The following is a 22,129-nucleotide window of genomic DNA, read 5'->3' on the forward strand; positions in this document are numbered from 1 at the left end:
CACCGGGCTGGGCGCGGAGTGTACCGGGCTTACGGCTTCGTGCCGGTAGGGAAAGGCCAGGCTGCCTGGGGATTCAGTGTGGTTTGCGCAGCCGGCGCGGTAGCGGCGGTTTTCACGGCTTTCTTGGCTGGGGCAGCTTTCTTGGCTGGGGCTGCTGCCTTTGGGGCAGGTGCCGCAACTTTCTTGGCGGGAGCAGCTTTCTTCGCCGGTGCAGCCTTCTTGGCGGCCACTGCCTTCTTGGCGGGAGCAGCCTTCTTCGCCGGTGCAGCCTTCTTGGCGGCCACTACCTTCTTGGCGGGAGCGGCTTTCTTCGCAGGCGCAGCCTTCTTGGCAGCCACTACCTTCTTGGCGGGAGCGGCTTTCTTTGCCGGTGCAGCCTTCTTGGCGGCCACTACCTTCTTGGCGGGAGCGGCTTTCTTTGCAGGCGCAGCCTTCTTGGCGGCCACTGCCTTCTTGGCGGGAGCGGCTTTCTTCGCCGGTGCAGCCTTCTTGGCAGCCACTACCTTCTTGGCGGGAGCGGCTTTCTTCGCGGGCGCAGCCTTCTTGGCGGCCACTACCTTCTTGGCGGGGGCGGTTTTCTTCGCGGGCGCAGCCTTCTTGGCGGCCGGTTTTTTCGCAGTTGCCATCATGTTCTCCTTGGGTCAATTTGCAAAGAGCACTTCCTGTCTGCAGTGGACAGAAAGCGATCCATGGAGATGGGGCAGAACCCCATCCCCATGAACACGGGAACGCCCCGCACGGTGCCGCTTTGCGGCGCTGTGTGTGTTGGGCGTGGTGTAAGGATCCATGGTGGTGTGATGCGAAAAGGCGCTAGTCCCAGGACAGCGCACCACCGGACTGGTATTCAATAACCCGGGTCTCAAAGAAGTTGCGTTCCTTCTTCAAGTCGATCATCTCGCTCATCCACGGGAACGGATTTTCTTCATTGGGGAAGAGTGTTTCGAGCCCGATCTGCGTGGCACGGCGATTGGCGATGTAGCGCAGGTAGCCCTTGAACATGGAGGCGTTCATGCCCAGCACACCGCGCGGCATGGTGTCTTCGGCATAGCGATACTCCAGCTCGACCGCCTTGAGGAACAGCGCCTTGATCTCGGCTTTGAACTCCGCTGTCCACAGGTGGGGGTTTTCCAGCTTGAGCTGGTTGATCAGGTCGATGCCGAAGTTGCAGTGCATGGACTCGTCGCGCAGGATGTACTGGTACTGCTCGGCGGCACCGGTCATCTTGTTCTGGCGGCCCAGTGCGAGGATCTGTGTGAAGCCGACGTAGAAGAACAGGCCTTCCATCAGGCAGGCAAAAACGATCAGCGACTTGAGCAGGGTCTGGTCGGTTTCGGGTGTGCCGGTATGAAAGTTGGGGTCCATGATCGCCTCGATGAAGGGGATCAGGAATTCGTCCTTGTCGCGGATCGACTGGACTTCGTTGTAAGCGTTGAAGATCTCGCTCTCGTCCAGCCCCAGCGATTCCACGATGTACTGGTAGGCGTGGGTGTGGATGGCTTCTTCGAACGCCTGGCGCAGCAGGAACTGTCGGCACTCGGGTGCTGTGATGTGCCGGTAGGTGCCCAGCACGATGTTGTTGGCGGCCAGCGAGTCGGCGGTCACGAAGAAGCCGAGGTTGCGCTTGATGATGCGGCGCTCGTCATCGGTCAGGCCGTTCGGGTCCTTCCACAACGCGATGTCGCGCGTCATGTTCACCTCTTGTGGCATCCAGTGGTTGGCGCAGGTGGCCAGGTACTTTTCCCAGGCCCACTTGTACTTGAAGGGCACCAGCTGGTTGACGTCGGTCTGGCCGTTGATGATGCGCTTGTCTGCGGCGTTCACGCGGCGGTGTGCGGTCGCAGCGGTGGGCGCATGGGCACCACCGATGGCGGTGGTGGCAGTACCCGCGGTTGGCAGTGATGGGGGCTGGAAAGACAGAGGCGGTTGTCCCGCCAGGCGGTTGTTGTGCAGACCGCCGTCCAGTTGATTTTGCGATGAGGGCTTGACTTCTTCGTCCCAGGTCAACATAGATTTTCCAGTGTTCGGATTATGAAAGCAGTGCTGCGAAAAGGAAAGCACTGAAGCGTTGCGCAGCAAGGATTTGTTGCTTCACAGCACATGAGCAATGTCCCGGATGGGTCCGAGGCATTGCAGGTGAAGTCTTTACTGGCAGGCTTCGCAACCGGGATCGTCGATGGCGCAGAACTTGATGTCCGTAGCGGGCAGGGCGGCGGCCTGCTGAGAGGCCGCAGCGGCTGCGGCTTCCAGCGGGCTTGGCTTGGCTTGCGTGGCGGCTGAAACTGCCGATGCGCCGCTGTCGCTGCCCGACGAAACCGCGTTGAGCTGGCGTGTGTTCACGGTGCTCATCTCGACGTGCGTTGCGCTCTGTGTGCGCAGGTAGTACGTGGTCTTGAGGCCGCGCACCCAGGCGAGTTTGTAGGTGTCATCGAGCTTCTTGCCCGATGCGCCCGCCATGTAGATGTTCAGGCTCTGCGCCTGATCGATCCATTTCTGGCGGCGTGATGCGGCTTCCACCAGCCACTGCGGTTCAACTTCAAACGCGGTGGAGTACAGCGCCTTGATGTCCTGCGGCACGCGGTCGATGGGGTGCAGCGAGCCCTTGAAGTGCTTGAGGTCCATGATCATCACGTCGTCCCACAGACCCAGGCGCTTCAAGTCGCGCACCAGGCCGCCGTTGATGACGGTGAACTCGCCCGACAGGTTGGACTTGACCGACAGGTTGCCGAAAGAGGGCTCGATCGACGCGTCCACGCCGATGATGTTGGAGATCGTGGCGGTGGGGGCGATGGCGACGCAGTTGGAGTTGCGCATGCCGTCCTGTGCAATCTTCTTGCGCAGGGCATCCCAGTCCAGCGTGGACGAGCGGTCCACTTCCACATAGCCACCACGGGCCTGCGACAGCATGTCCAGCGTGTCGAACGGCAGGATGCCGCGATCCCACAGCGAGCCCTTGTAGCTGGAGTACTTGCCGCGCTCCCTGGCCAGCTCGGTCGATGCCCAGTAGGCGTAGTAGCAGATGGCTTCCATCGACTGGTCGGCGAATTCCACGGCTTCCTGCGATGCGTAGGGGATGCGCAGTTCGTACAGGCTGTCCTGGAAGGCCATCACACCCAGGCCGACCGGACGGTGGCGCAGGTTGGAGTCGCGGGCCTTCTTGACGGCGTAGTAGTTGATGTCGATGACGTTGTCGAGCATGCGCATGGCGACCGTGATGGTTTTCTTGAGCTTGTCGTGGTCGATCTGGCCGTTCTTCAGATGCTGCAGCAGGTTCACCGAGCCCAGGTTGCACACGGCGGTTTCGGTGTCGCTGGTGTTGAGCGTGATCTCGGTGCACAGGTTGGACGAGTGCACCACGCCAGCGTGTTGCTGGGGTGAGCGCACGTTGCAGGCATCCTTGAACGTGATCCAGGGATGACCGGTCTCGAACAGCATGGTCAGGATCTTGCGCCACAGATCGGTGGCCTGTACCGTCCTGGCGGGTTGGATCTCGCCGCGTGCGGCCTTTTCTTCATAGGCCACGTAGGCTTTCTCGAACGCGGCACCAAACAGGTCGTGCAGGTCGGGCACGTTGGAGGGCGAGAACAGCGTCCAGGTGCCCTTTTCCATCACACGGCGCATGAACAGGTCGGGGATCCAGTTGGCCGTGTTCATGTCGTGCGTGCGGCGGCGGTCATCGCCAGTGTTCTTGCGCAGCTCCAGGAACTCCTCGATATCCAGGTGCCAGGTCTCCAGGTAGGTGCAGACCGCGCCCTTGCGCTTGCCGCCCTGGTTCACCGCCACGGCCGTGTCGTTGACCACCTTGAGGAAGGGCACCACGCCCTGCGACTCGCCGTTGGTGCCCTTGATGTGGCTGCCCAGGGCGCGCACGCGGGTCCAGTCGTTGCCCAGGCCGCCGGCGAACTTGGACAGCAGGGCGTTTTCCTTGATCGACTCATAGATGCCGTCCAGGTCATCGGGCACCGTGGTCAGGTAGCAGGAGGACAGCTGTGAGCGCAGCGTGCCGCTGTTGAACAGCGTGGGCGTGCTGGACATGAAGTCGAAGCTGGAGAGGATTTCGTAGAACTCGATGGCGCGGGCTTCGCGGTCGATCTCGTTCAGGGACAGGCCCATGGCCACGCGCATGAAGAACGCCTGGGGCAGCTCGATGCGGCTCTTGCGCACGTGCAGGAAATAGCGGTCGTACAGGGTCTGCAGACCGAGGTAATCGAACTTCAGGTCGCGCTCGGCCTTGAGCGCGGCCCCCAGGCGCTGCAGGTCGTACTGCAGCAGGCGTTCATCAAGCAGGTCGTTTTCCACCCCCTTCTTGATGAACTGGGGGAAATAGTCCACATAGCTCTGCGCCATTTCGCTCTGGGCGACGTCTTTGCCCAGGACTTCCCGCACGATGGTGTGCAGCAGCAGGCGTGCCGTGGCGTAGGTGTAGTCCGGATCCTTCTCGATCAGGGTGCGCGCAGCGAGGATGGAGGCCTTGTACACCTCTTCCATCGGAACCCCGTCGTACAGGTTGCGCATGGTTTCCACCACGATGGGCTGCGCGGAGACATCTGCGCCGAGGCCGATACAGGCGGATTCGATCAGTGACTGCAGGCGGGCCAGGTCCAGAACAACGCGTTCGCCGCTGTCGAGCACATGCAGCTGGGGCGCCGCAGGCGTCTGCTCTTCGCTTTGCCGGGAGCGCTCCTGGGTGCGGCGTTCGCGATAGAGCACATAGGCCCGTGCAATTTCATGGTGGCCACTGCGCATGAGGCCCAGTTCCACTTGGTCCTGGACGTCTTCTATGTGGAAGGTGCCGCCGCCAGGACGCGAGCGCATCAGCGCGCGGGTCACATTCTGGGTCAGCGTATCCACCACTTCGCGCACGCTGGCCGATGCAGCGCCCTGCGTGCCATGCACCGCCAGGAAGGCTTTCATCATGGCGACGGCGATCTTTTGCGGTTCGAACGGGACGACCGCGCCGTTGCGCCGGATGATCTGGTAATGCGTCAGCACGTTGGCGGATGCGCCACTGTGTGCTGGCTGCGCTTGCGGGGTGGCTGCGAGGGCGGCGACGGGGGTGTTCAAAGCAGCTTGCATGGGTATCCTCTTCTGTGGGCTGTCTGGGATGGGCTGACGGGCTGGAAATGCTGCCGCGCTGCCCGGATGGGGCACGGCGTTCAATCTGTTGCACACTAGCTATGGTGTGTTGATAGTGTTCAGGACACTACCGGTAGTGTACAGCCGGGAAAACCCTTCTCGCCTGAAACCATCCGTGGTGCGGTTGTTCGGCAGGGTGTTGACAAGTACGGAGAGCCGCGTATCGCCGACATTTCATGACTCAGATCAAGCAATGTCGGGCCGTACAGGCGGTTTTTCGGTAGCAGCCCGCATGGGCATTGCGTCCGATTTTTTTCACTTTGTCGTGAGCGCGTTGCAAGGAGTGATGCTTGCTCGCGACAGCCGCATCATGGGCCGGGGGGCGGTGCGTTGCGAGTGCCGATCGGAAACCGGGCGGGAGGCCACGCAAGCAGGTTCTGCAGCCGTGGCCAGTCAAATCCGGGTCCCGGGTCCTGTTTGCGTCCAGGCGCGATGTGTTCGTGTCCCGCCACATGGGCAATGGGGTAGCGCTCCTGGATGTCGGCGCACAGACGGGCCAGCACCTCGTATTGCGCCGGCTCAAAGGTCTGCCCTTCCAGTCCCTCCAGCTCGATGCCAATGGAGTCGTCGTTGCATTGGGGGCGTCCACGGTAACTGGATTGGCCGGCATGCCAGGCGCGCTGGTCGCAGTCCACAAATTGCCAGAGGGTGCCGTCACGCGCTATGAAAAAGTGCGAAGACACCTGCAGCCCCCGGATGCTTTGAAAGTAGGGGTGGGCGTCCCAGTCCAGCGTGTTGGCAAACAGCCGTTGCACCGCCCCGTTGCCATAGTGTCCTGGCGGAAGGCTGATGGAGTGGACCACGATCAGGTCCACGGCGGCGGCGCCGGGGCGCGGGCCAAAATTGGGCGACGGCTGCCGGAGGGCGTCCCGATGCCAGCCCGCGTTCCACAAGTCCGGGGCAGGAGACCCGTCAGGCAAGGTCGTCATGCACGTCGTTGTCGTTCGGCGCGGCAATGTTCAAGCGGGCGATGCGGTAGCGGATCTGGCGCAGGCTGATGCCCAGCCGCGCCGCCGTGGCAGTCCGGTTGAAGTTGGCCTCACGCAGTGCGCGCACCAGGATCTCCCGCTCCTGCTGGTCCAGCCAGGCCTGAAGATCACTGGGCAGCGGGGTGGAGGGGGCCGGCCCGCTCGCCGTCGGCGTGTCCGGCGGCATTGGAGCGGCGGGCGCTGGTGAGGCGGGGTGGAGCGGCTGGTTGCCGAAGGCCTCGGCCGTGGACGGGGCGCATTCCACATGCAGTTCTTCCCCGTCACTCAGTGCCACGGCCCGGTGCAGCAGGTTTTCCAGCTCGCGCACATTGCCGGTGAGGGGGTAGCTGGCGATGGTGCTCAGCGCTCGCTCCGTGAGCATCGGAGGCTGGATGCCTGATTCGTGCGCAATGCGGGTCAGCAAGGCAGTGCACAAGGCGGGCAGGTCCTCCCGACGCTCGCGCAGCGGCGGAATGACGATCTCGATCACGTTCAGACGGTAATACAGGTCCTGGCGGAACCGGCCCGACAGCACATCGGCAGCAAGGTCCCGGTGGGTGGCACTCACGATGCGCACGTCCACGGTTTCCTCCTGGGTCGAGCCCAGGGGGCGCACGCTGCGTTCCTGGATGGCGCGCAGCAGTTTCGATTGCATCGCCAAGGGCAGATCGCCAATTTCGTCCAGAAACAGTGTGCCGCCACGTGCGGCCTGGAAGTAGCCGTCGCGATCCTGGCTGGCCCCGGTGTAAGAGCCTTTGCGGGCGCCGAAAAATTCGGCTTCGAGCAGGTTTTCGGGGATGGCACCGCAATTGACGGCGATGAGAGGGCCTTCAGCGCGCTGGCTGCTGGCGTGCAGCGCCTGGGCCACCAGTTCCTTGCCCGTGCCAGACTCGCCATGGATCAGCACCGGGGCCATGCTGCGGGCCACCTTGGCGATGCGCTGCTTGACATGGCGAATGGCCTGCGATTCGCCCACGATGCGGTCCATCGCACCCCCGGTGCCAACGGGTTCGGCCGTGCTGCCCGTGCGTCCGGCGTTGCGGCTGGAGCGTGGCGCGGGAACACCCCCCGTTCCCTGCACGGCCGAAGCCACCACCGAGCGGAACTGTTTCAGGTCTACCGGCTTCGTCAGGTAATCGAACGCGCCCGAACGCAGTGCTTCCACCGCATTTTCCGCGGACCCGTAAGCCGTCATGACCACGCAGCGCTCCCGGCGCTGCTGGTCGCGCAGGTCCCGCAGCAATTCCATGCCAAAGCCGTCGGGCAGGCGCATGTCGGTGATGACGGCGTCAAACCGCAGGTCTTTGAGTTGCTGGCGCGCCTCCTGCATGCTGGCTGCGGTTTCCACCCGGTAGCCTTCGCGCAGCAGCGTGAGTTCGTACAGGGTGCGCAGATCGGGTTCGTCATCGACGACGAGGATGGAGGCAGCTGGGGCGTTCATGGATTCAGGGGCGTTTCAGACCACGATGGTGTCAAACAGGGTTGCATTCTCTGCAGGGCGTGTGTTGCGGCGGAAACCCACGGTGAAGGCGTTGCCGCCGGTCTCGCCGCGCCCGGTGGTGCGCACCAGGCGCTGGTAGCGAATGGATGCGCTGTGACGCTGGCACAGCTCCCGGCAGATATACAGGCCCAGCCCGCTCGATCGGCTTTCAGAGGAAAAGAAGGGCTCGAACAGGTGGCGCTCCACCGATTTGTCCATGGGCGCACCATCGCTCCATACCTGCAGGCTGACAACCCCCGAGGGGTTGACGCGCGTGGTGACGACCAGCGAATCGTTGTGCTGGCCCTTGTAGCGCAGGGTGTTGTCCAGCAGGTTGAACAGTACACGCCGCAGGTGCTCCGTATCAAACTCGATCTGGGCGTCATGGGCCATCAGTGAAATGGTGGCGCTGCGCTGCGCCGGGTCCTGGCGTTGCCAGTCGGTACAGATTTGGGCCACGGTGTCGTCCAGCATCAGTGTGGAGGCGGGCGCATGGCTGATCTGGTGCTGCACGCGGGCGATGTCCAGCACCTCTTCGGCGATGCGCGCCAGGCGCTCTGCATTCTGCCGCACCATCTGGGCAAGCCGCAGGTGGCCCGCGTCGTTGAGGTCCTCCTCCAGCAAGGCATTGGCCTGCACGATGGCCGCCAGCGGGTTGCGTATTTCGTGGGCCACGGCGGCAGACATGCGGCCCATGGCGGCCAGCTTTTCCGTGCGCAAGCGCGCTTCCAGTTCGCGCAGATCGTGCAGGAACATCACGCACAGGCGCACTTCAGGCTCCGGCAGTGATTCACCGCGCGAGGTGGTGAGCCAGGTGCGCACATGCAGTCCGGTCGGGCTCTGCCCGGGGTGCCGCAGGTCCGCGTCGGCCGTGACGGGCTGACCCTGGCGGAATGTGCGCTGCGCCAGCGACACCAGCGGCTCCCAGGCGGGGCTGTTGTTCAGGGCAAAAGGAGGCTTCAGTACACCGGGGCCGCCCAGCAACAGCAATGCAGCAGGGTTGGCAATGCGCACCACATCCTGGTTGTCCAGCACCAGCACCCCGTCAGTGAGGTGCTCGATCACCAGCGCGTTCACCTGCGACTGCACTTGTGCCGCCATCTGGCTTTGCAGTGCCAGCTGCTGTTCGCGCGCCAGTCGCACGGACAGCTGGTGCACCAGGTAGGAGATGATGAAAAAGCCGGTGCCTGTGAGGGCGCTTTGGAGGTAGCGGGCTGCGTCATCCCCACCGCTGTGCAGGCCCTGCCACCAGGCCCAGGCCAGCAGCAGCAAGGTGACGCCCGCCGTCGTGCCGAGGGCCAGGGTCAGCGTGCCCAGCACCGCCGCCATCAGGATGGGCAGGCCGAACAGGGGGGTGTAATTCATGGTGCCGGCCTGCAGCAACTGCAGGGCGCACACTGCCGCCAGGTCCACTCCGATGAACGGGAGCCATCGGGCGCCCGCCGTGGGCGGTGGTGGGGCTCGGCCTGCCAGAGTGCGCTCGGCCAGGGTCGCGGCCAGGTAGGCCAGGCACACCGCCAGCACCGCCGGCTCCACAGCCAGGTTCATGAACTGGCCCAGGCCCTGCAAAAAAAGCAGTGCCAGTGCCACCATCACGCGGCCTGTCAGGAACCCACGCCACAGGCGCACAAAGGGCGCATCGGCCGCGGAAGGGGCAAGGCCTGGCAGGAGATAGGGCATGGTGTCAGGCGCTGTGCTGGCGCCTGTGCTCGGCGCTGCAGTAGGCGTGATGGCCCACCATCAGCGCCTCGGCGCGCGGCACATGCACGCCGCAGTGCTCGCAGGCCACCATGTCCTGCGGCAGCAGGGGAGTCCGGGGCGCTGCCCTGGCGGCGCCGGAGATGGTGGGCCGGCGGCTGCGCCAGATGCCCACGGCCACCGCCAGAACGATCAGCAAGACGAGGTATTTCATGTGCTTCGACCCAATACCACCTCCATCACGAAGCGCGAACCCACATACGCCAGCAGCAAAAGCCCGGCACCCGCATAAAGCATGCGCACGGCATTGCGTCCACGCCAGCCAAAGCGCGAGCGGCCCAGCAGCAGGGCGGCAAAGGTGATCCAGGACAGGAGCGAGAAAACCGCCTTGTGGTCCCAACGCCCGGCATGCCCGTAAAGCACTTCCCCAAACAGCCAGCCGGCCAGCAGGGTGGCCGACAAGAGGACAAAGCCGGCGGTCACGAAACGGAAGGTCAGCCGCTCCAGCGTGAGCAGCGGGATACCGTTCTGCGGGTCTTCGGCCTGGCGGATCTGGCGTTCGGCGCGCGTCATCAGCCAGGCATGCACTACCGCTGCGGCAAAAAGCCCATAGCAGGCAATGCCCAGTGCGAGGTGCAGCGGCAGCCAGGCGGAAGCGGTCACATGCAGAGGCTGGCCAGGAAACAGCAGGGTCAGCAGGACTGCCACCGCGCCCAGCACCGCCAGCATCCAGCGCGCCCGCAATTGCGGAAAAAGCTGGCGTTCGACGGCATACACGGTGAGCACCAGCCATGCGGTCATCGACAGCGCGGGCGCAAAGCCGAAGCGGGGGGCGTCGCCCCACAGGCCCCACACCAGCACGGCGGCGTGCAGCACCCACGCCAGCAGCAGCGCATTGCGCGCGGCGGTGGCGCTCAGGCGCGAGGACGCAGCCGCCGGTACGGCATACGCGGCAGCGGCCGCCAGGGCCAATAGCCAGCTGACAGGGGAAGCACTGGGTAAAATCATGGGCACAGTTTAGCCTTTCGCCCCACCGCCAGCGCCCTGGCGGGCCCGCATACACAACGACAGCAAGGCTGGCGCGCGGGCAACACCGGAACTTCTCCTATGGCCTCCGCCCTTACCGACAAACTCACGCGCCTCGTCAAGGAGATGCGCGGCCAGGCCCGCATCACCGAATCCAATGTCACGGACATGCTGCGCGAAGTGCGCATGGCCTTGCTGGAGGCCGACGTGGCTCTGCCCGTGGTGCGCGATTTCATCGCCCGCGTCAAGGAAAAGGCCCTGGGCCAGGAGGTGCTGGGCTCGCTCAAACCGGGGCAGACGCTGGTCAGCATCGTCAACCGCGAGCTGGCCGCCACCATGGGCGAGGGCGTGGCCGACATCAACCTGGCGGCCCAGCCGCCGGCCGTCATCCTGATGGCGGGCCTGCAGGGCGCGGGCAAAACCACCACCACGGCCAAGCTGGCCAAGCATCTCATTGAAAAGCGCAAGAAAAAGGTGCTGACCGTGTCGGGCGACGTGTACCGCCCGGCCGCCATCGAGCAGCTCAAGACCGTGACCAAGCAGGCCGGTGCCGAGTGGTTCCCTAGCACGCCCGAGCAGAAGCCCCACGACATCGCCGTGGCCGCGCTGGACTACGCGAAGAAGCACTACTTCGATGTGCTGCTGGTCGATACGGCCGGCCGCCTGGCCATCGACGAGGCCCTGATGCAGGAAATCAAAGACCTGCATGCCACCCTGAATCCGGTCGAAACCCTGTTCGTGGTCGATGCCATGCAGGGCCAGGATGCCATCAATACGGCAAAGGCCTTCAAGGAGGCGCTGCCGCTCACCGGCATTGTCTTGACCAAGCTCGACGGCGATTCCCGCGGCGGCGCGGCCTTGTCGGTGCGCCAGATCACGGGCGCGCCCATCAAGTTTGCCGGGGTCAGCGAAAAAATCGACGGACTGGAAGTGTTTGACGCCGAGCGCCATGCCGGCCGCATCCTGGGCATGGGCGACATCGTGGCGCTGGTCGAGCAGGTCACGGCGGGCGTGGACATCGAAGCGGCGCAAAAGCTGGCTGCCAAGGTCAAGAGTGGCGACGGGTTCGATCTGAACGACTTTTTGTCGCAGATCCAGCAGATGAAGCAGATGGGCGGCCTCTCCAGCCTGATGGACAAGCTGCCGTCGCAACTCACGGCCAAGGCCGGCGCGGTGGACATGGACAAGGCCGAAAAAGACATCCAGCGCAAGGAAGGCATCATCCAGAGCATGACCCCGCTGGAGCGCCGCAAGCCCGAGCTCATCAAGGCCACGCGCAAGAAACGCATTGCCAACGGCGCCGGCGTGCAGGTGCAAGAGGTCAACCGCCTGCTCAAGGAGTTCGAGCAGATGCAGGACATGATGAAGAAGATGAAGGGCGGCGGCCTGATCAAGATGATGAAGAAGATGGGCGGAATGAAGGGCATGGGTGGCATGCCCAAGATGCCATTCTGACGTTTTGATATTTTTGAGCGCTAGGGATTCTCTTCACGAATCCCTACGTGATGTGCTTGGACAGCCCTGAAGCTCAGACAATACGCGCATGAAGCAAAGCAGCCTGGGCCTGAGCAACACCACCAAGCGCACACGCAAGCGCGAGTTCCTTGATGCCATGGAGTTGGTGGTTCCTTGGGCTGAACTGGTCTCGCTGATAGAGCCTTATGCCCCCGAGAGCGGACGCCGAGGCCAGCAGCCCTTTGGGGTGCAAACCCTGCTGCGCATTCATTTCATGCATGTATGGACCCGACGCCTTTTGCAAGCCCCTCTCGTTTGATGATCAACGGTCTGCACACATGTATTCGGCTTGCTTGATGGACAATGCTTTTGCTTGCCCGCAGCCTTGATGAGATCCGCGCGTTCCGTCCTTAGCAGCAGTTCGGCCTGATCGCTCGGCCCACATGAAGTACAGGATCACGGAACGCTGGTCTAACCGGTTGTGTCATCACATTTGAGAAGCGTCGCAAAAACCACGGCTGGGTGTTGGCCGATTCTTCCGGCCTGGAATCAAGTTCGAGAGCGTTCCGCTATGCCGCCACCATCGACGGGCGGTAGCTCTCAGGACCACTCAGGACGGACTGAATGATCCGTGCATTTTTGTTGGCCAGCGCTACGGTCGCGCGGTTGTATCCGCGTCTGGCGATCAGTTCCTGAAGCCACAAGCTGCGTGCATCTTTGCGGCACGTAACCCTGATCAGAACGGAGCGCGCCCCGTGGATCAACAGCCTCCGCAAGTAGTCGTCTCCCCGCTTGCTGATGCCGAGCAGGCGAGACTTTCCGCCTGATGAGTTTTGCTGTGGAACGAGTCCAATCCAAGCAGCCAAATGGCGGCCATTTTTGAATGCTTTGGCGTCGCCGACCGCAGCCACCATTGCTGTGGCGGTCATCACCCCGACGCCTGGGATGGCTGCGATCTTTTGGCACAACGCGGACTGTTCCATAACGGCTTCAAGCCATCCTTCTGTTTGGGCAATCTGCGCTTCGATAGCGCGGAACCTATCCAGTGCCATGCGCAGCAACGCTTGGCAGAGAACGGTCAGCTCGCCCTGTGCCTGCTCAAGAATTTCGGGGACGGACTTCTTGAACGCTGCTGGAGATCGATTCACGGTGATGCCTCTTTCAGCGAGCAGTCCTCGAACCTGGTTGATGAGTGCGGTGCGCTGATGTACCAGCAGTTCGCGCGTTCGGTGGATGGCCTGGATGTCTTGCTGCTCGACCGACTTCACCGGCACGAAGTTCATGCTCGGGCGGCAGGCGGCCTCGACGATCGCCTCGGCATCGTTGCGATCGTTCTTGTTCGTTTTGACGAAGGGTTTGACGTAGTGAGGGCTGACCAGTTTGACCTCGACGCCGATGGCTTGGAACTGCCTCGCCCAATGGTGCGCTGAACTACAAGCTTCCATCGCGATGATTCGTGGACGAAGTTGCCGAACGGACTCCAGCAGCTCCGATCGAGTGACCTTGGCTCGATGCAGCACATGACCGCGACGATCGGCACCGTGCAACTGGAACACGCGCTTGGCCAAGTCGATGCCCAGAATGTCAACTTCCATGATGAACCTCCGGTAGCAGCAAGTTGCGAGGACGCCCAGTTTCCTGCGAAGGTGGCGTCGGGTCCATCTCAGTAGCAATGGTTCAAGCTCAGTGACCCGGCCATGGAAGAAGCGCTGCACGACGTGCCCGCCTTCCGAGACTTTGCAGGACTGTCTCACTGCGATGAACAGATCCCAAGTGAGTCGAGCATCCTGCGCTTTCGGCATCTGCTGGAGCGCCACAAGCTGGCCGATCAGATCCTGGCCACGGTCAATGCGCTGCTCCAAGCCAAAGGGCTGCAACTCAAAGCGGGCACGGTGGTGGATGCCACGCTGATTGCCGCGCCCAGTTCAACCAAGAACCAAAGCGGCGAGCGCGACCCCGAGATGCACCAGAGCAAGAAGGGCAATCAGTGGTACTTCGGAATGAAAGCCCACATTGGGGTGGATGCGGACTCGGGCCTGGTGCATACGGTGCGAGGCACCAGTGGCAACGTCGGCGATGTGATCGAGGCCAACAGCCTGCTGCACGGGCAGGAGACAGACGCCTTTGGCGATGCGGGTTACCAGGGGGTGGAAAAACGGCCCGATGCCAACAAGAACGTGCGCTGGCATGTGGCCATGCGCCCGGGATTGCGCCGGGCTTTGGACAAGGACAAGCCTCTGGGTACTCTGATTGATCAGTTCGAGCGCACCAAGGCCAGCATCCGGGCCAAGGTGGAGCATCCATTCCGAGTGCTCAAGCAACAATTCGGGTACGTGAAGGTTCGCTACCGGGGGCTCAAGAAGAACACGGCGCAGATCGTCACGCTGTTTGCGCTGGGCAATCTGTGGATGGCAAGGCACAAGCTGATGGCCTGCCTAGGACAGGTGCGCGTGCAGGGGGCGTAATGCCCCACGAAACCGGGCAACTGCCCTGGCGCAGCGCCTGCTGGGCGCCCTGCACACGCCCAAACTGCTCAACGTGAGTGCTATTTGAGCTCACACATCGCCGTGGCACAGCCAGAACCGATTCGTGAAGAGCTTCCGTAGCGGTTGATAACTGAGAGGGGCATGTAATGCCGAACTGATTCCTGGGAATGCCAGATCTCGCGATATGATTTGCGTTCGAGAGACAGATTGCTATTTCGATTTCTTGGGGCGATTCGGTGGCAAAGCGCTACCGAATCGCCCTGAGATAACGGCGTGGTGATGTCAATAGCAATCTAGCTCTCTTGCCAGAATCTCAATCAACCTGATTCTGGCTAAAGCCGATGAGTGATGTGGGTTTGCAACTCTGCGGTGAATGACTGAAAAAAAGTGAGTGGATGCGTCGACGGACGGTCAATGCAGGGAGAAATCATGCGAATCGAAATCACGACAGAGAAAAGGCTGGGCGCACTGCGCGACGTGATGCTCATTTTTAATGAGCGGCAGTGGATGGTACGTGGTGTGGAAATGGAGTGGCACCATATTTACGTCGATGTGCCACGACTTGAGCCAGATCTATTGGCTGAGGTGGTTGAAAAGTTGCATGCTATTGCTGGTGTTAAATCTGTCCACGAGATAGATCTCTTGCCAGGTGAGCGGAGGCGCGCACATTTTGATGTGCTTTTGAGTGCTCTTGGGGAGCCAGTTATCGCCATCGGTTCTGGACGTCGAATTGTTGCTGCTAATCAGGCGGCTATGACATTATTCGGTATTGATGAAGCGCATATTGATGAGAGGGCCGACACGATGGACCTCTTTGGTGTTGAGGCGGACCGGCAGATTATGCGTTTGCTGACCGATGGTGTCGACGGAGAGGTCTGTATTCAACGTCGCCCATTCATCGTTGACATGATGCCGTTGCATAGCACCTTCGAGGATGTCCCAGATGTTCCTCATGGCGCGGTACTTGTGTTCCGATCTCCAGCAAGCCTTGGGCAGAATATCCATTCAATAGCAAAACGCGAGGAGAGTTCAGAAATCAAACTGGTAGGTGATTCGCCTTCCATGCAGAAAGTCAGCGCTATGATTCGTCGTCTGGCCCCAATTGCTGCACCACTGCTTATTACTGGGGAAACTGGCACGGGTAAGGAGTTGGTTGCTCGATCTTGCCACCAAAATTCGCCGAGGAAGTCGAAGCCATTCCTTGCGCTCAACTGCGCAGCTTTGCCCGAAAACTTGGCAGAGAGCGAGTTGTTTGGCTATGCGCCTGGCGCGTTTAGTGGTGCTCAGAAAAGCGGAAAGCCTGGGCTCTTCGAACTTGCCGACGGTGGCACGGTCTTCCTCGACGAGATAGGCGAGATGTCGCTTTATTTGCAGGCCAAGCTTTTGCGATTTCTTCAGGACAGTACTTTTATTCGCATTGGAGGAAAGGTAGAGACTAGGGTCAACATTCGACTTATTGCGGCTACGCATCGCGACTTGCTGTCGATGATTCGCAAGGGGACTTTTAGGGAAGACTTGTACTATCGGCTTCACGTACTCACTATCAAGCTTCCACCGCTTCGCGAGCGCCACGAGGACATTCGTCAGTTGGCCGTTCACTTCGCCAACCGGGCGGCGCAGCAAATCGGCAAGCCCTTCCGCGAAATCTCTCCTGCTTGCTTGGACAAGCTCACGAAGCTTCCTTGGCCCGGAAACGCCCGACAATTGGAAAACGCCATGTTCCGCGCCGTCTCATTGAGTGAGGACGAGGAGCTCAATGTGCATGACATCGACGAGCTCATGGAGGAGTTCGCTGAGCAGGCCCCCGAGGTCGCAGAAGTTATCCCGTTCTTGCGCGCGGAGGCTTCCGAGACCCATGCTCAGGCGATGGACCGCATGGAGAAAGTCATGCTGGAAGACCTCTATCAGAAGTTTCCGAGCACGCGCAAGCTGGCTCAGCGGCTGAGCCTCTCCCATACAGCTGTGGCAAACAAGCTCAAGCGCTACGGCATCGCATGACGGTGTAAAGGTGGCATGCCAAGTTGTCCAAATTGGTTGCCACCGTTAGTGGTTGAAAAAATTCCAAGATGCTGATTTAAAAGGAAAAAAACATTGGCATGGTAGTTGCTCTTATCTCCGCATACGAATAAAAGGAGACAAGAGTTGCAAGCTACGGATAGCAAGTCCGGGTCGACTTCATCCTCACGGAAGGCCATCACGGCAACAGCCAAAAGGACGGCTGCGCAGGGTAAGGCGTCGGCCTTCACGATTGGGGGAAGCATCCCTGCCGTCGTGACCCCGTTCACCTCGGGAGGCCATATCGACATGGGGCGCTTCGAAGCCCTGGTCAACGACCTGATCGTCAAAGGCTCTGACGCCATCGTCGTGGCCGGCACCACGGGTGAATCCGCCACAGTGAACTTCGAAGAGCACTGCGCGCTCATTGCCCGCGGTGTTCAGATTGTCGTCGGCCGAGTTCCCGTCATCGCTGGCTCGGGTGCCAATTCGACTGCTGAAGCCATCGAGCTGAGCTTGGCTGCGAAGCGGCTGGGTGCTCAAGCGCACCTCAGCGTGGTGCCCTACTACAACAAGCCCTCCCAGGGCGGCATCTACAAGCACTTCAAGGCCATCGCCGAAGCGGTTGAGCTGCCGCTGATTCTCTACAACGTTCCCGGTCGCACCGTGGCCGATGTGTCCAACGACACGGTCCTGCGCCTGAGCAAGCTGCGCCAAATCGTTGGCATCAAAGACGCCACCGCTGACATCGAACGCGGCATCGACCTGCTGCGGCGCGCACCTTCCGGATTTCGCATCTACAGCGGTGATGACGGCACCGCCGTTGCCCTGATGCTTTTGGGCGCTCACGGGACGATTTCGGTTACCGCCAACGTGGCACCAGAGCAGATGGCTGCGCTGTGTGCTGCCGCAACGAGTGGCAACGCCCAAGAGGCGAAGGCCATCAACGACCAGCTGGCAGAGCTCCATCAGACGCTGTTCCTGGAGCCTAACCCCGCACCCCTGAAGTGGATGTTGCATCGGCTCAGTCACTGCAGCGCCGCCGTTCGCATGCCACTGACGACCTGCCAACCCGCAACGGTGCCCTTCCTTGAGCAAGCCCTGCAGACGGCTGGACTGCTTCAGGCTAAGCGCCGAGGTCTGACCTCGAAGTCGGCTCGCTGAGCCTTACCCACTTTTCTTGGATTTCTGAACATGCTCGTACCTCATGAGAAAGCCGTGGCGGCTGCCATCGAAGCCTTGGAGAATGCCAACGTCCCCTCGGATCACGCACGTCTGCAGGTCGACCTGCTGGTCGAAGCCGATCTCCGCGGTCGCGCTTCGCACGGTCTGATGCGTCTGCCTCGCATCGTGGAACGCATCGGCAACGGTGTGACGGACCCGAATACCACTGGCTGCATCGAATGGCGCGGCAACGTCGCCTTTGTGGACGGTCAGATGGGTATGGGCCCGATCATCGCCTGCAATGCAATCGACCAGTTGATGCAGCGTGTCGAGACCGCTGGCGTTGCTGTCGCAGCTATCCGCAACAGCAACCACCTGGGCATGCTGGCCTGGTACGCCGAGCGCGTGGCTCGCCAGGGCAAGGTCCTGCTGGCCATGTGCACCAGCGAGGCCTTGGTTCACCCCTGGGGTGGTCGTCACGCCATGCTGGGCACCAACCCTCTGGCTATCGGTGTCCCGGCCGGCAAGACGCCATTCGTGCTGGACATGGCAACCAGCCTGGTCTCTATGGGCCAGATTCACGACTACGCCCTGCGCAACGCCCCCATCCCCCCGAGCTGGGCGCTGGATGCGGAAGGCAACGCGACGACGGATGCTCGTCTGGCAAAGGCTGGCTCCATCGCTCCCTTTGGTGAAGCCAAGGGCTACGCCCTGGGTATCGCCCTCGAAGTCCTTATCACCGCTCTTACCGCATCGGCTGTCGGCCGTAACGTGGTGGGCACGCTGGACTCGACGCAGGCCTGCAACAAGGGCGACGTCTTCATCGTCATCGACCCCATCGCTCAGCCCGGTGTGACTGAGTCCATTGAGCGCTACCTCGACGACGTGCGTGCCTCCGGCCTCGTTGAGAAACCCGTTGCCGTCCCTGGCGACCGTGCATTGGCCACTCGCGCGAAGAGGCAGCGCGACGGCTTGGAGCTGGCTGAAGACGTCTGGGCGCGTCTACAGAGCTTGGCAAATCAACAACCCTCCAACCAATCGGCATGACCATGACCAACTTCGGCGTTTCCCGTTCCCCCCGTTTGACCCTGTTCGGCGCCAAGCAGCGCTTTGCACTGCCCGATGTCGTGAAGGAGTTCGGCAATCGCGTCTTCATCTGCTCCGACCTGCGTTTCCTGCAGGATCCGAACCTGTTGGCCATGGCCGACAGCCTGCGCGAGCAGGGCATGACGGTCGATGTGTACACCGGCACCATCGCCGAACTGCCGCTGGATTGCATTACCGAAGCCAGCGAGCGTGCCGCCGAGTTCGAGCCTGACGTCATCGTGGCCATCGGTGGTGGCAGTTGCCTCGACCTGGCCAAGCTGGTGGCTCTGTCGCTGGCCCATGCAGGTCCCATCTCAAACTTCTACGGCGAGTTCAAGGTGCCCGGTCCGGTGCTGCCCCTCGTGGCCATCCCGACCACATCCGGCACTGGCTCCGAAGTCACGCCTGTCGCTGTGCTGGCTGACCCTGTGCGCGACACGAAGATTGGCGTGTCCAGCCCGCATCTGATTCCCATGGTCGCCATCTGCGACCCTGAACTGACGCGTACCTGCCCGCGCTCGCTGACCGCCATTGCCGGCGCCGACGCGCTGACCCACGCCATCGAGTCCTTTACCGCTGTCCGCAAGCCTGTTACGCCCAACCTGGGCATGACACAGGTGTTCGTGGGCAAGAACACGGTGAGCGACATGTATGCTCGCGCCGCCATCAAGGCACTGGCTGGCAACCTGGAGCGTGCCGTCAAGAACGGTGAAGACATGGAGGCCCGCGAGCAAGTCATGTTCGGTGCGATGTCTGCGGGCATGGCATTTGCCCAGGCCGGCACTGCGGCCGCTCACGCAATCCAGTACCCCGTTGGTGCAGCGACCCACACGGCTCACGGTACCGGCGTGGCTGCGCTCATGCCCTACGTGATGGAGTTCAACCTCAAGAACTGCATCCCCGAATTCGCCGAAATCGCGGAGATGTTCGGTGTCGCGGAGAAGGGTGACTCGGCCGAAGTGCAAGCACGCAAGGGCATCGACGCAGTCGCCGGCCTGTTCGCACGTATCGGCATCCCCAGCTCGTTGGCTGAACTGGGCCTGCCGGAAGACAAGAAGGCATGGGTTGCACAACAAGCCATGCAGGCCGCCCGCCTCGTCAACAACAACCCACGGACGCTGGACAGCGAATCCATGGTTCGCCTGGTCAACGCAGCTTTCGCAGGCAAGCGCGCTGGTCTTTCCGACTGATTTCCCCTTCACAAACGAGGTTCACATGACTCAAGTTTTCAAGCTGTCTGGTTTCGACACCTTCCCGGATACCCCCACCGACCTGTTCATCGGTGGCGAATGGCTCGCGGCTAAGTCCGGCAAGCGCATCGACGTATATGACCCCTCGACCGCCAAGGTGCTGGCCTCCGTTGCCGATGCCTCGCCTGAAGAAGGCCTGGCTGCTGTGGACGCTGCTGCCAAGGCTGCTCCGGCATGGGCGGCCACCGCACCCCGCAAGCGCGCGGAAATCCTGCGTAAGGCCTATGAGCTGATGAGCAGCCGCATCGAAGAGTTCGCCAAGCTCATCTCGCTGGAAAACGGCAAGGCCCTGTCGGACGCCCGTGGTGAAGCCAACTACGCCGCCGAATTCTTCCGCTGGTACGCAGAAGAAGCCGTCCGCGCGCTGGGTGAAATGGGCACCTCGCCTGCAGGGACCAACCGCATGCTGGTCCAGTACCAGCCCATCGGTATCTCGCTGCTCATCACGCCCTGGAACTTCCCTGCCGCCATGGCTACTCGCAAGATCGGCCCCGCACTGGCTGCCGGTTGCACCTGTATCTTGAAGCCCGCCAGCGAGACCCCGCTGACTGCCTATGCCATGGCTGCGCTGATGAAAGAGGCGGGTGTGCCGGATGGCGTGGTCAACGTGGTGAGCTCGTCGAAGTCTGGTGCCCTGTCCAGCGCCATTCTGCACGACCCCCGCGTTCGTAAGCTGTCGTTCACTGGCTCTACCGAAGTGGGCCGCATCCTGCTGAAGGAAGCGGCTGACCAGGTCATCAGCTGTTCCATGGAGTTGGGCGGTAACGCTCCCTTCATCGTTTTCGAAGACGCAGACATCGACGCCGCTGTCGACGGCGCCATGATCGCCAAGATGCGTAACGGCGGTGAGGCTTGCACGGCCGCAAACCGCATCTACGTGGCTCGTGCTGTACACGACGAGTTCGCAAAGAAGCTGGCTGACCGCATGAGCAAGATGCGCATGGGCGAAGGTTGCCAACCGACCACCGAACTGGGGCCTCTGGTCAACGAGCAAAGCCGCTCCAAGGTGGCTGAACTCGTCGACGACGCCAAGGCCAAGGGGGCTAAGGTTCTGACAGGCGGCGCCGTGCCATCCCAAACCGGCTATTTCTACCCAGCAACCGTCATCTCGCATGTGAGTGCAGATGCGAACCTGTTGCGTGAAGAAATCTTCGGCCCCGTCGCCGCACTCGTGGCCTTCGACAAGGAGGAGGATGTCATCAAGCAAGCCAACGACACCGAGTATGGCTTGGCTGCCTATGTCTACACCAAGGATCTGGCTCGCGGTCTGCGTGTCTCGGAGCAGTTGGAGTTCGGCATGGTTGGCCTGAACCGTGGTCTGGTTTCCGACCCTGCGGCTCCGTTCGGCGGCGTGAAGCAAAGCGGTATTGGCCGTGAAGGTGGTCACCATGGCCTGCTCGAGTACATGGAAGCGAAGTACATCGCTACTTCTTGGTAATCGGAGATCACTATGGACATGAAAAAACTGAACGAACGCAAAGCCAAGCTCTACGGCAACCATGCCTTGTTGGTAACTCCAATGCTTCCTGATGGCAGCATTGACCAGGCTTCGACGCACCGCCTCATTGACTTCGTCATCAGCAAAGGCGTGCACGGCATCCTAGCTCTGGGTAGTACTGGTGAAGTGTTTGCCCTGACCGATGACGAACGTCGCCAGTTGGTGGAAATCGTAACCAAGCACGTTGCTGGCCGTGTGCCAGTCGGCGTGGGCGTGAACGATTCTTCCGCTGACACTGCTGCGCTGCTGGCCAAGCACGCTGAGGCCCACGGCGCCGATTACATCTTCACGACCGGTCCCTACTACCACCCTCATGGGGCGGAAGGCGTGTTCCGTCATGTGAAGTACGTGGGCGATGCCACTGAGCTGCCCCTGATGGTCTACGACGGTGGAGCCGGCATTGAATTCAGCCTGGCGCTGCTTAAGCGCATGGCCGATGCCATCCCCACGATGCATTGCTCGAAACTGTTCTTGCCCTATCCCGGCAAGATTGCTCAGTACGCAGCAGCGACGGACAACCGTGTCAAGGCATGGGCAGGCCATGACCAGATGAACTTCATGATGCTGCTGTATGGAGCTGAAGGCATGACATCTGCCGCCAGCTGTGTCCTGCCAAGCGAGCAATCGCGCATTTTCGAGTACATCCGTGATGGTCGCCTGGACGACGCTCGCAACCTTTTCTACACGACTGTCGGTCCCCTGAACTCCGTGGCCTTTGCCAACGTATTGCAATACCCGCAGTGCTACAAGCGCGCGCTGAAGTGGATGGGCATCATTGAGCATGACACTTGTAAAGTGGTCATGGAGCCCATCGACGAAGTACGCAACAATGAGTTGCGTGCCATCCTCGAGCGCATCGGGGTTCTGCCTCGCAAATGAAGAGGGTCAGC

The 22,129-nt window shown here is 61.6% G+C and carries 16 protein-coding genes and 2 pseudogenes; 9 read left to right on the top strand and 9 right to left on the bottom strand.

The genetic code is table 11. From position 1 onward, the window contains the following. Nucleotides 1-29 precede the first annotated feature (29 nt). The 8 genes from AC1Q5S_RS19135 to AC1Q5S_RS19170 all read right to left on the bottom strand — a co-directional run bounded on the left by AC1Q5S_RS19135 (nt 30) and on the right by AC1Q5S_RS19170 (nt 10,287). A complete protein-coding gene (locus AC1Q5S_RS19135; protein ID WP_303836303.1) occupies nt 30-626 on the bottom strand; it encodes a histone in 597 nt (198 codons plus the stop codon). Between the two features lie 184 nt (nt 627-810). Continuing rightward, nucleotides 811-2,007 (bottom strand): ribonucleotide-diphosphate reductase subunit beta, encoded by a 1,197-nt coding sequence (locus AC1Q5S_RS19140; protein ID WP_422205720.1) that lies wholly within the window; start codon nt 2,005-2,007, stop codon nt 811-813. 135 nt (nt 2,008-2,142) lie between these two features. Further along, on the bottom strand, nt 2,143-5,073 hold the full coding sequence (locus AC1Q5S_RS19145) for a ribonucleoside-diphosphate reductase subunit alpha (RefSeq protein WP_422205722.1): 2,931 nt from the start codon (nt 5,071-5,073) through the stop codon (nt 2,143-2,145). Nucleotides 5,074-5,441: 368 nt separating this feature from the next. Further along, nucleotides 5,442-6,062, bottom strand: a complete 621-nt coding sequence (ampD, locus tag AC1Q5S_RS19150) for a 1,6-anhydro-N-acetylmuramyl-L-alanine amidase AmpD (protein WP_303837961.1) — start codon at nt 6,060-6,062, stop codon at nt 5,442-5,444. Then, complete coding sequence (locus AC1Q5S_RS19155) at nt 6,046-7,542, bottom strand: sigma-54-dependent transcriptional regulator (RefSeq protein WP_422205724.1); 1,497 nt, start codon at nt 7,540-7,542, stop codon at nt 6,046-6,048. Before AC1Q5S_RS19155 ends, ampD begins: the two co-directional genes overlap by 17 nt. Nucleotides 7,543-7,557: 15 nt before the next feature. Then, nucleotides 7,558-9,261 (bottom strand): ATP-binding protein, encoded by a 1,704-nt coding sequence (locus tag AC1Q5S_RS19160; protein WP_422205726.1) that lies wholly within the window; start codon nt 9,259-9,261, stop codon nt 7,558-7,560. A gap of 4 nt (nt 9,262-9,265) precedes the next feature. After that, entirely contained in the window at nt 9,266-9,493 is a 228-nt protein-coding gene (locus AC1Q5S_RS19165; RefSeq protein ID WP_422205728.1) for a PP0621 family protein, read from the bottom strand. After that, nucleotides 9,490-10,287 carry a cytochrome C assembly family protein gene (locus AC1Q5S_RS19170; RefSeq protein ID WP_422205730.1) on the bottom strand — a complete coding sequence of 266 codons (798 nt, stop codon included), beginning with the start codon at nt 10,285-10,287 and terminating at the stop codon, nt 9,490-9,492. The genes AC1Q5S_RS19165 and AC1Q5S_RS19170 overlap by 4 nt, the downstream gene beginning before the upstream one ends. 99 nt (nt 10,288-10,386) lie before the next feature. Here AC1Q5S_RS19170 and ffh point away from each other — a divergent pair, with 99 nt between their 5' ends. Then, the gene (gene ffh, locus AC1Q5S_RS19175; RefSeq protein ID WP_422205732.1) at nt 10,387-11,760 is read left to right on the top strand and encodes a signal recognition particle protein; all 1,374 of its coding nucleotides are present in this window, start codon (nt 10,387-10,389) and stop codon (nt 11,758-11,760) included. A gap of 88 nt (nt 11,761-11,848) precedes the next feature. Further along, nucleotides 11,849-12,046, top strand: a pseudogene (locus tag AC1Q5S_RS19180) (transposase); the annotation flags it as partial. Nucleotides 12,047-12,329: 283 nt separating this feature from the next. On the opposite strand, the gene AC1Q5S_RS19185 reads toward AC1Q5S_RS19180, so the two are convergent. Then, nucleotides 12,330-13,355, bottom strand: a complete 1,026-nt coding sequence (locus tag AC1Q5S_RS19185) for an IS110 family RNA-guided transposase (RefSeq protein ID WP_422205734.1) — start codon at nt 13,353-13,355, stop codon at nt 12,330-12,332. A 75-nt stretch (nt 13,356-13,430) separates the two neighbouring features. Here AC1Q5S_RS19185 and AC1Q5S_RS19190 point away from each other — a divergent pair. From AC1Q5S_RS19190 to AC1Q5S_RS19220, 7 genes and pseudogenes are all read left to right on the top strand, one after another. Continuing rightward, a pseudogene (locus tag AC1Q5S_RS19190) lies at nt 13,431-14,225 on the top strand (IS5 family transposase); the annotation flags it as partial. A gap of 450 nt (nt 14,226-14,675) precedes the next feature. Next, entirely contained in the window at nt 14,676-16,244 is a 1,569-nt protein-coding gene (locus AC1Q5S_RS19195; protein WP_422204707.1) for a sigma 54-interacting transcriptional regulator, read from the top strand. Between the two features lie 195 nt (nt 16,245-16,439). After that, on the top strand, nt 16,440-17,405 hold the full coding sequence (gene dapA / locus AC1Q5S_RS19200; protein WP_422204734.1) for a 4-hydroxy-tetrahydrodipicolinate synthase: 966 nt from the start codon (nt 16,440-16,442) through the stop codon (nt 17,403-17,405). Between the two features lie 30 nt (nt 17,406-17,435). Continuing rightward, on the top strand, nt 17,436-18,452 hold the full coding sequence (locus AC1Q5S_RS19205) for an Ldh family oxidoreductase (protein WP_422204705.1): 1,017 nt from the start codon (nt 17,436-17,438) through the stop codon (nt 18,450-18,452). Then, nucleotides 18,449-19,681 carry an iron-containing alcohol dehydrogenase gene (locus AC1Q5S_RS19210; protein ID WP_422204703.1) on the top strand — a complete coding sequence of 411 codons (1,233 nt, stop codon included), beginning with the start codon at nt 18,449-18,451 and terminating at the stop codon, nt 19,679-19,681. Before AC1Q5S_RS19205 ends, AC1Q5S_RS19210 begins: the two co-directional genes overlap by 4 nt. 25 nt (nt 19,682-19,706) lie before the next feature. Further along, a complete protein-coding gene (locus tag AC1Q5S_RS19215; RefSeq protein ID WP_422204701.1) occupies nt 19,707-21,179 on the top strand; it encodes an NAD-dependent succinate-semialdehyde dehydrogenase in 1,473 nt (490 codons plus the stop codon). 18 nt (nt 21,180-21,197) lie between these two features. Beyond that, nucleotides 21,198-22,118 carry a dihydrodipicolinate synthase family protein gene (locus AC1Q5S_RS19220; RefSeq protein ID WP_422204699.1) on the top strand — a complete coding sequence of 307 codons (921 nt, stop codon included), beginning with the start codon at nt 21,198-21,200 and terminating at the stop codon, nt 22,116-22,118. Nucleotides 22,119-22,129: the final 11 nt, after the last annotated feature.

The organism is Acidovorax sp. GW835-FHT14B10, from assembly GCF_058793725.1.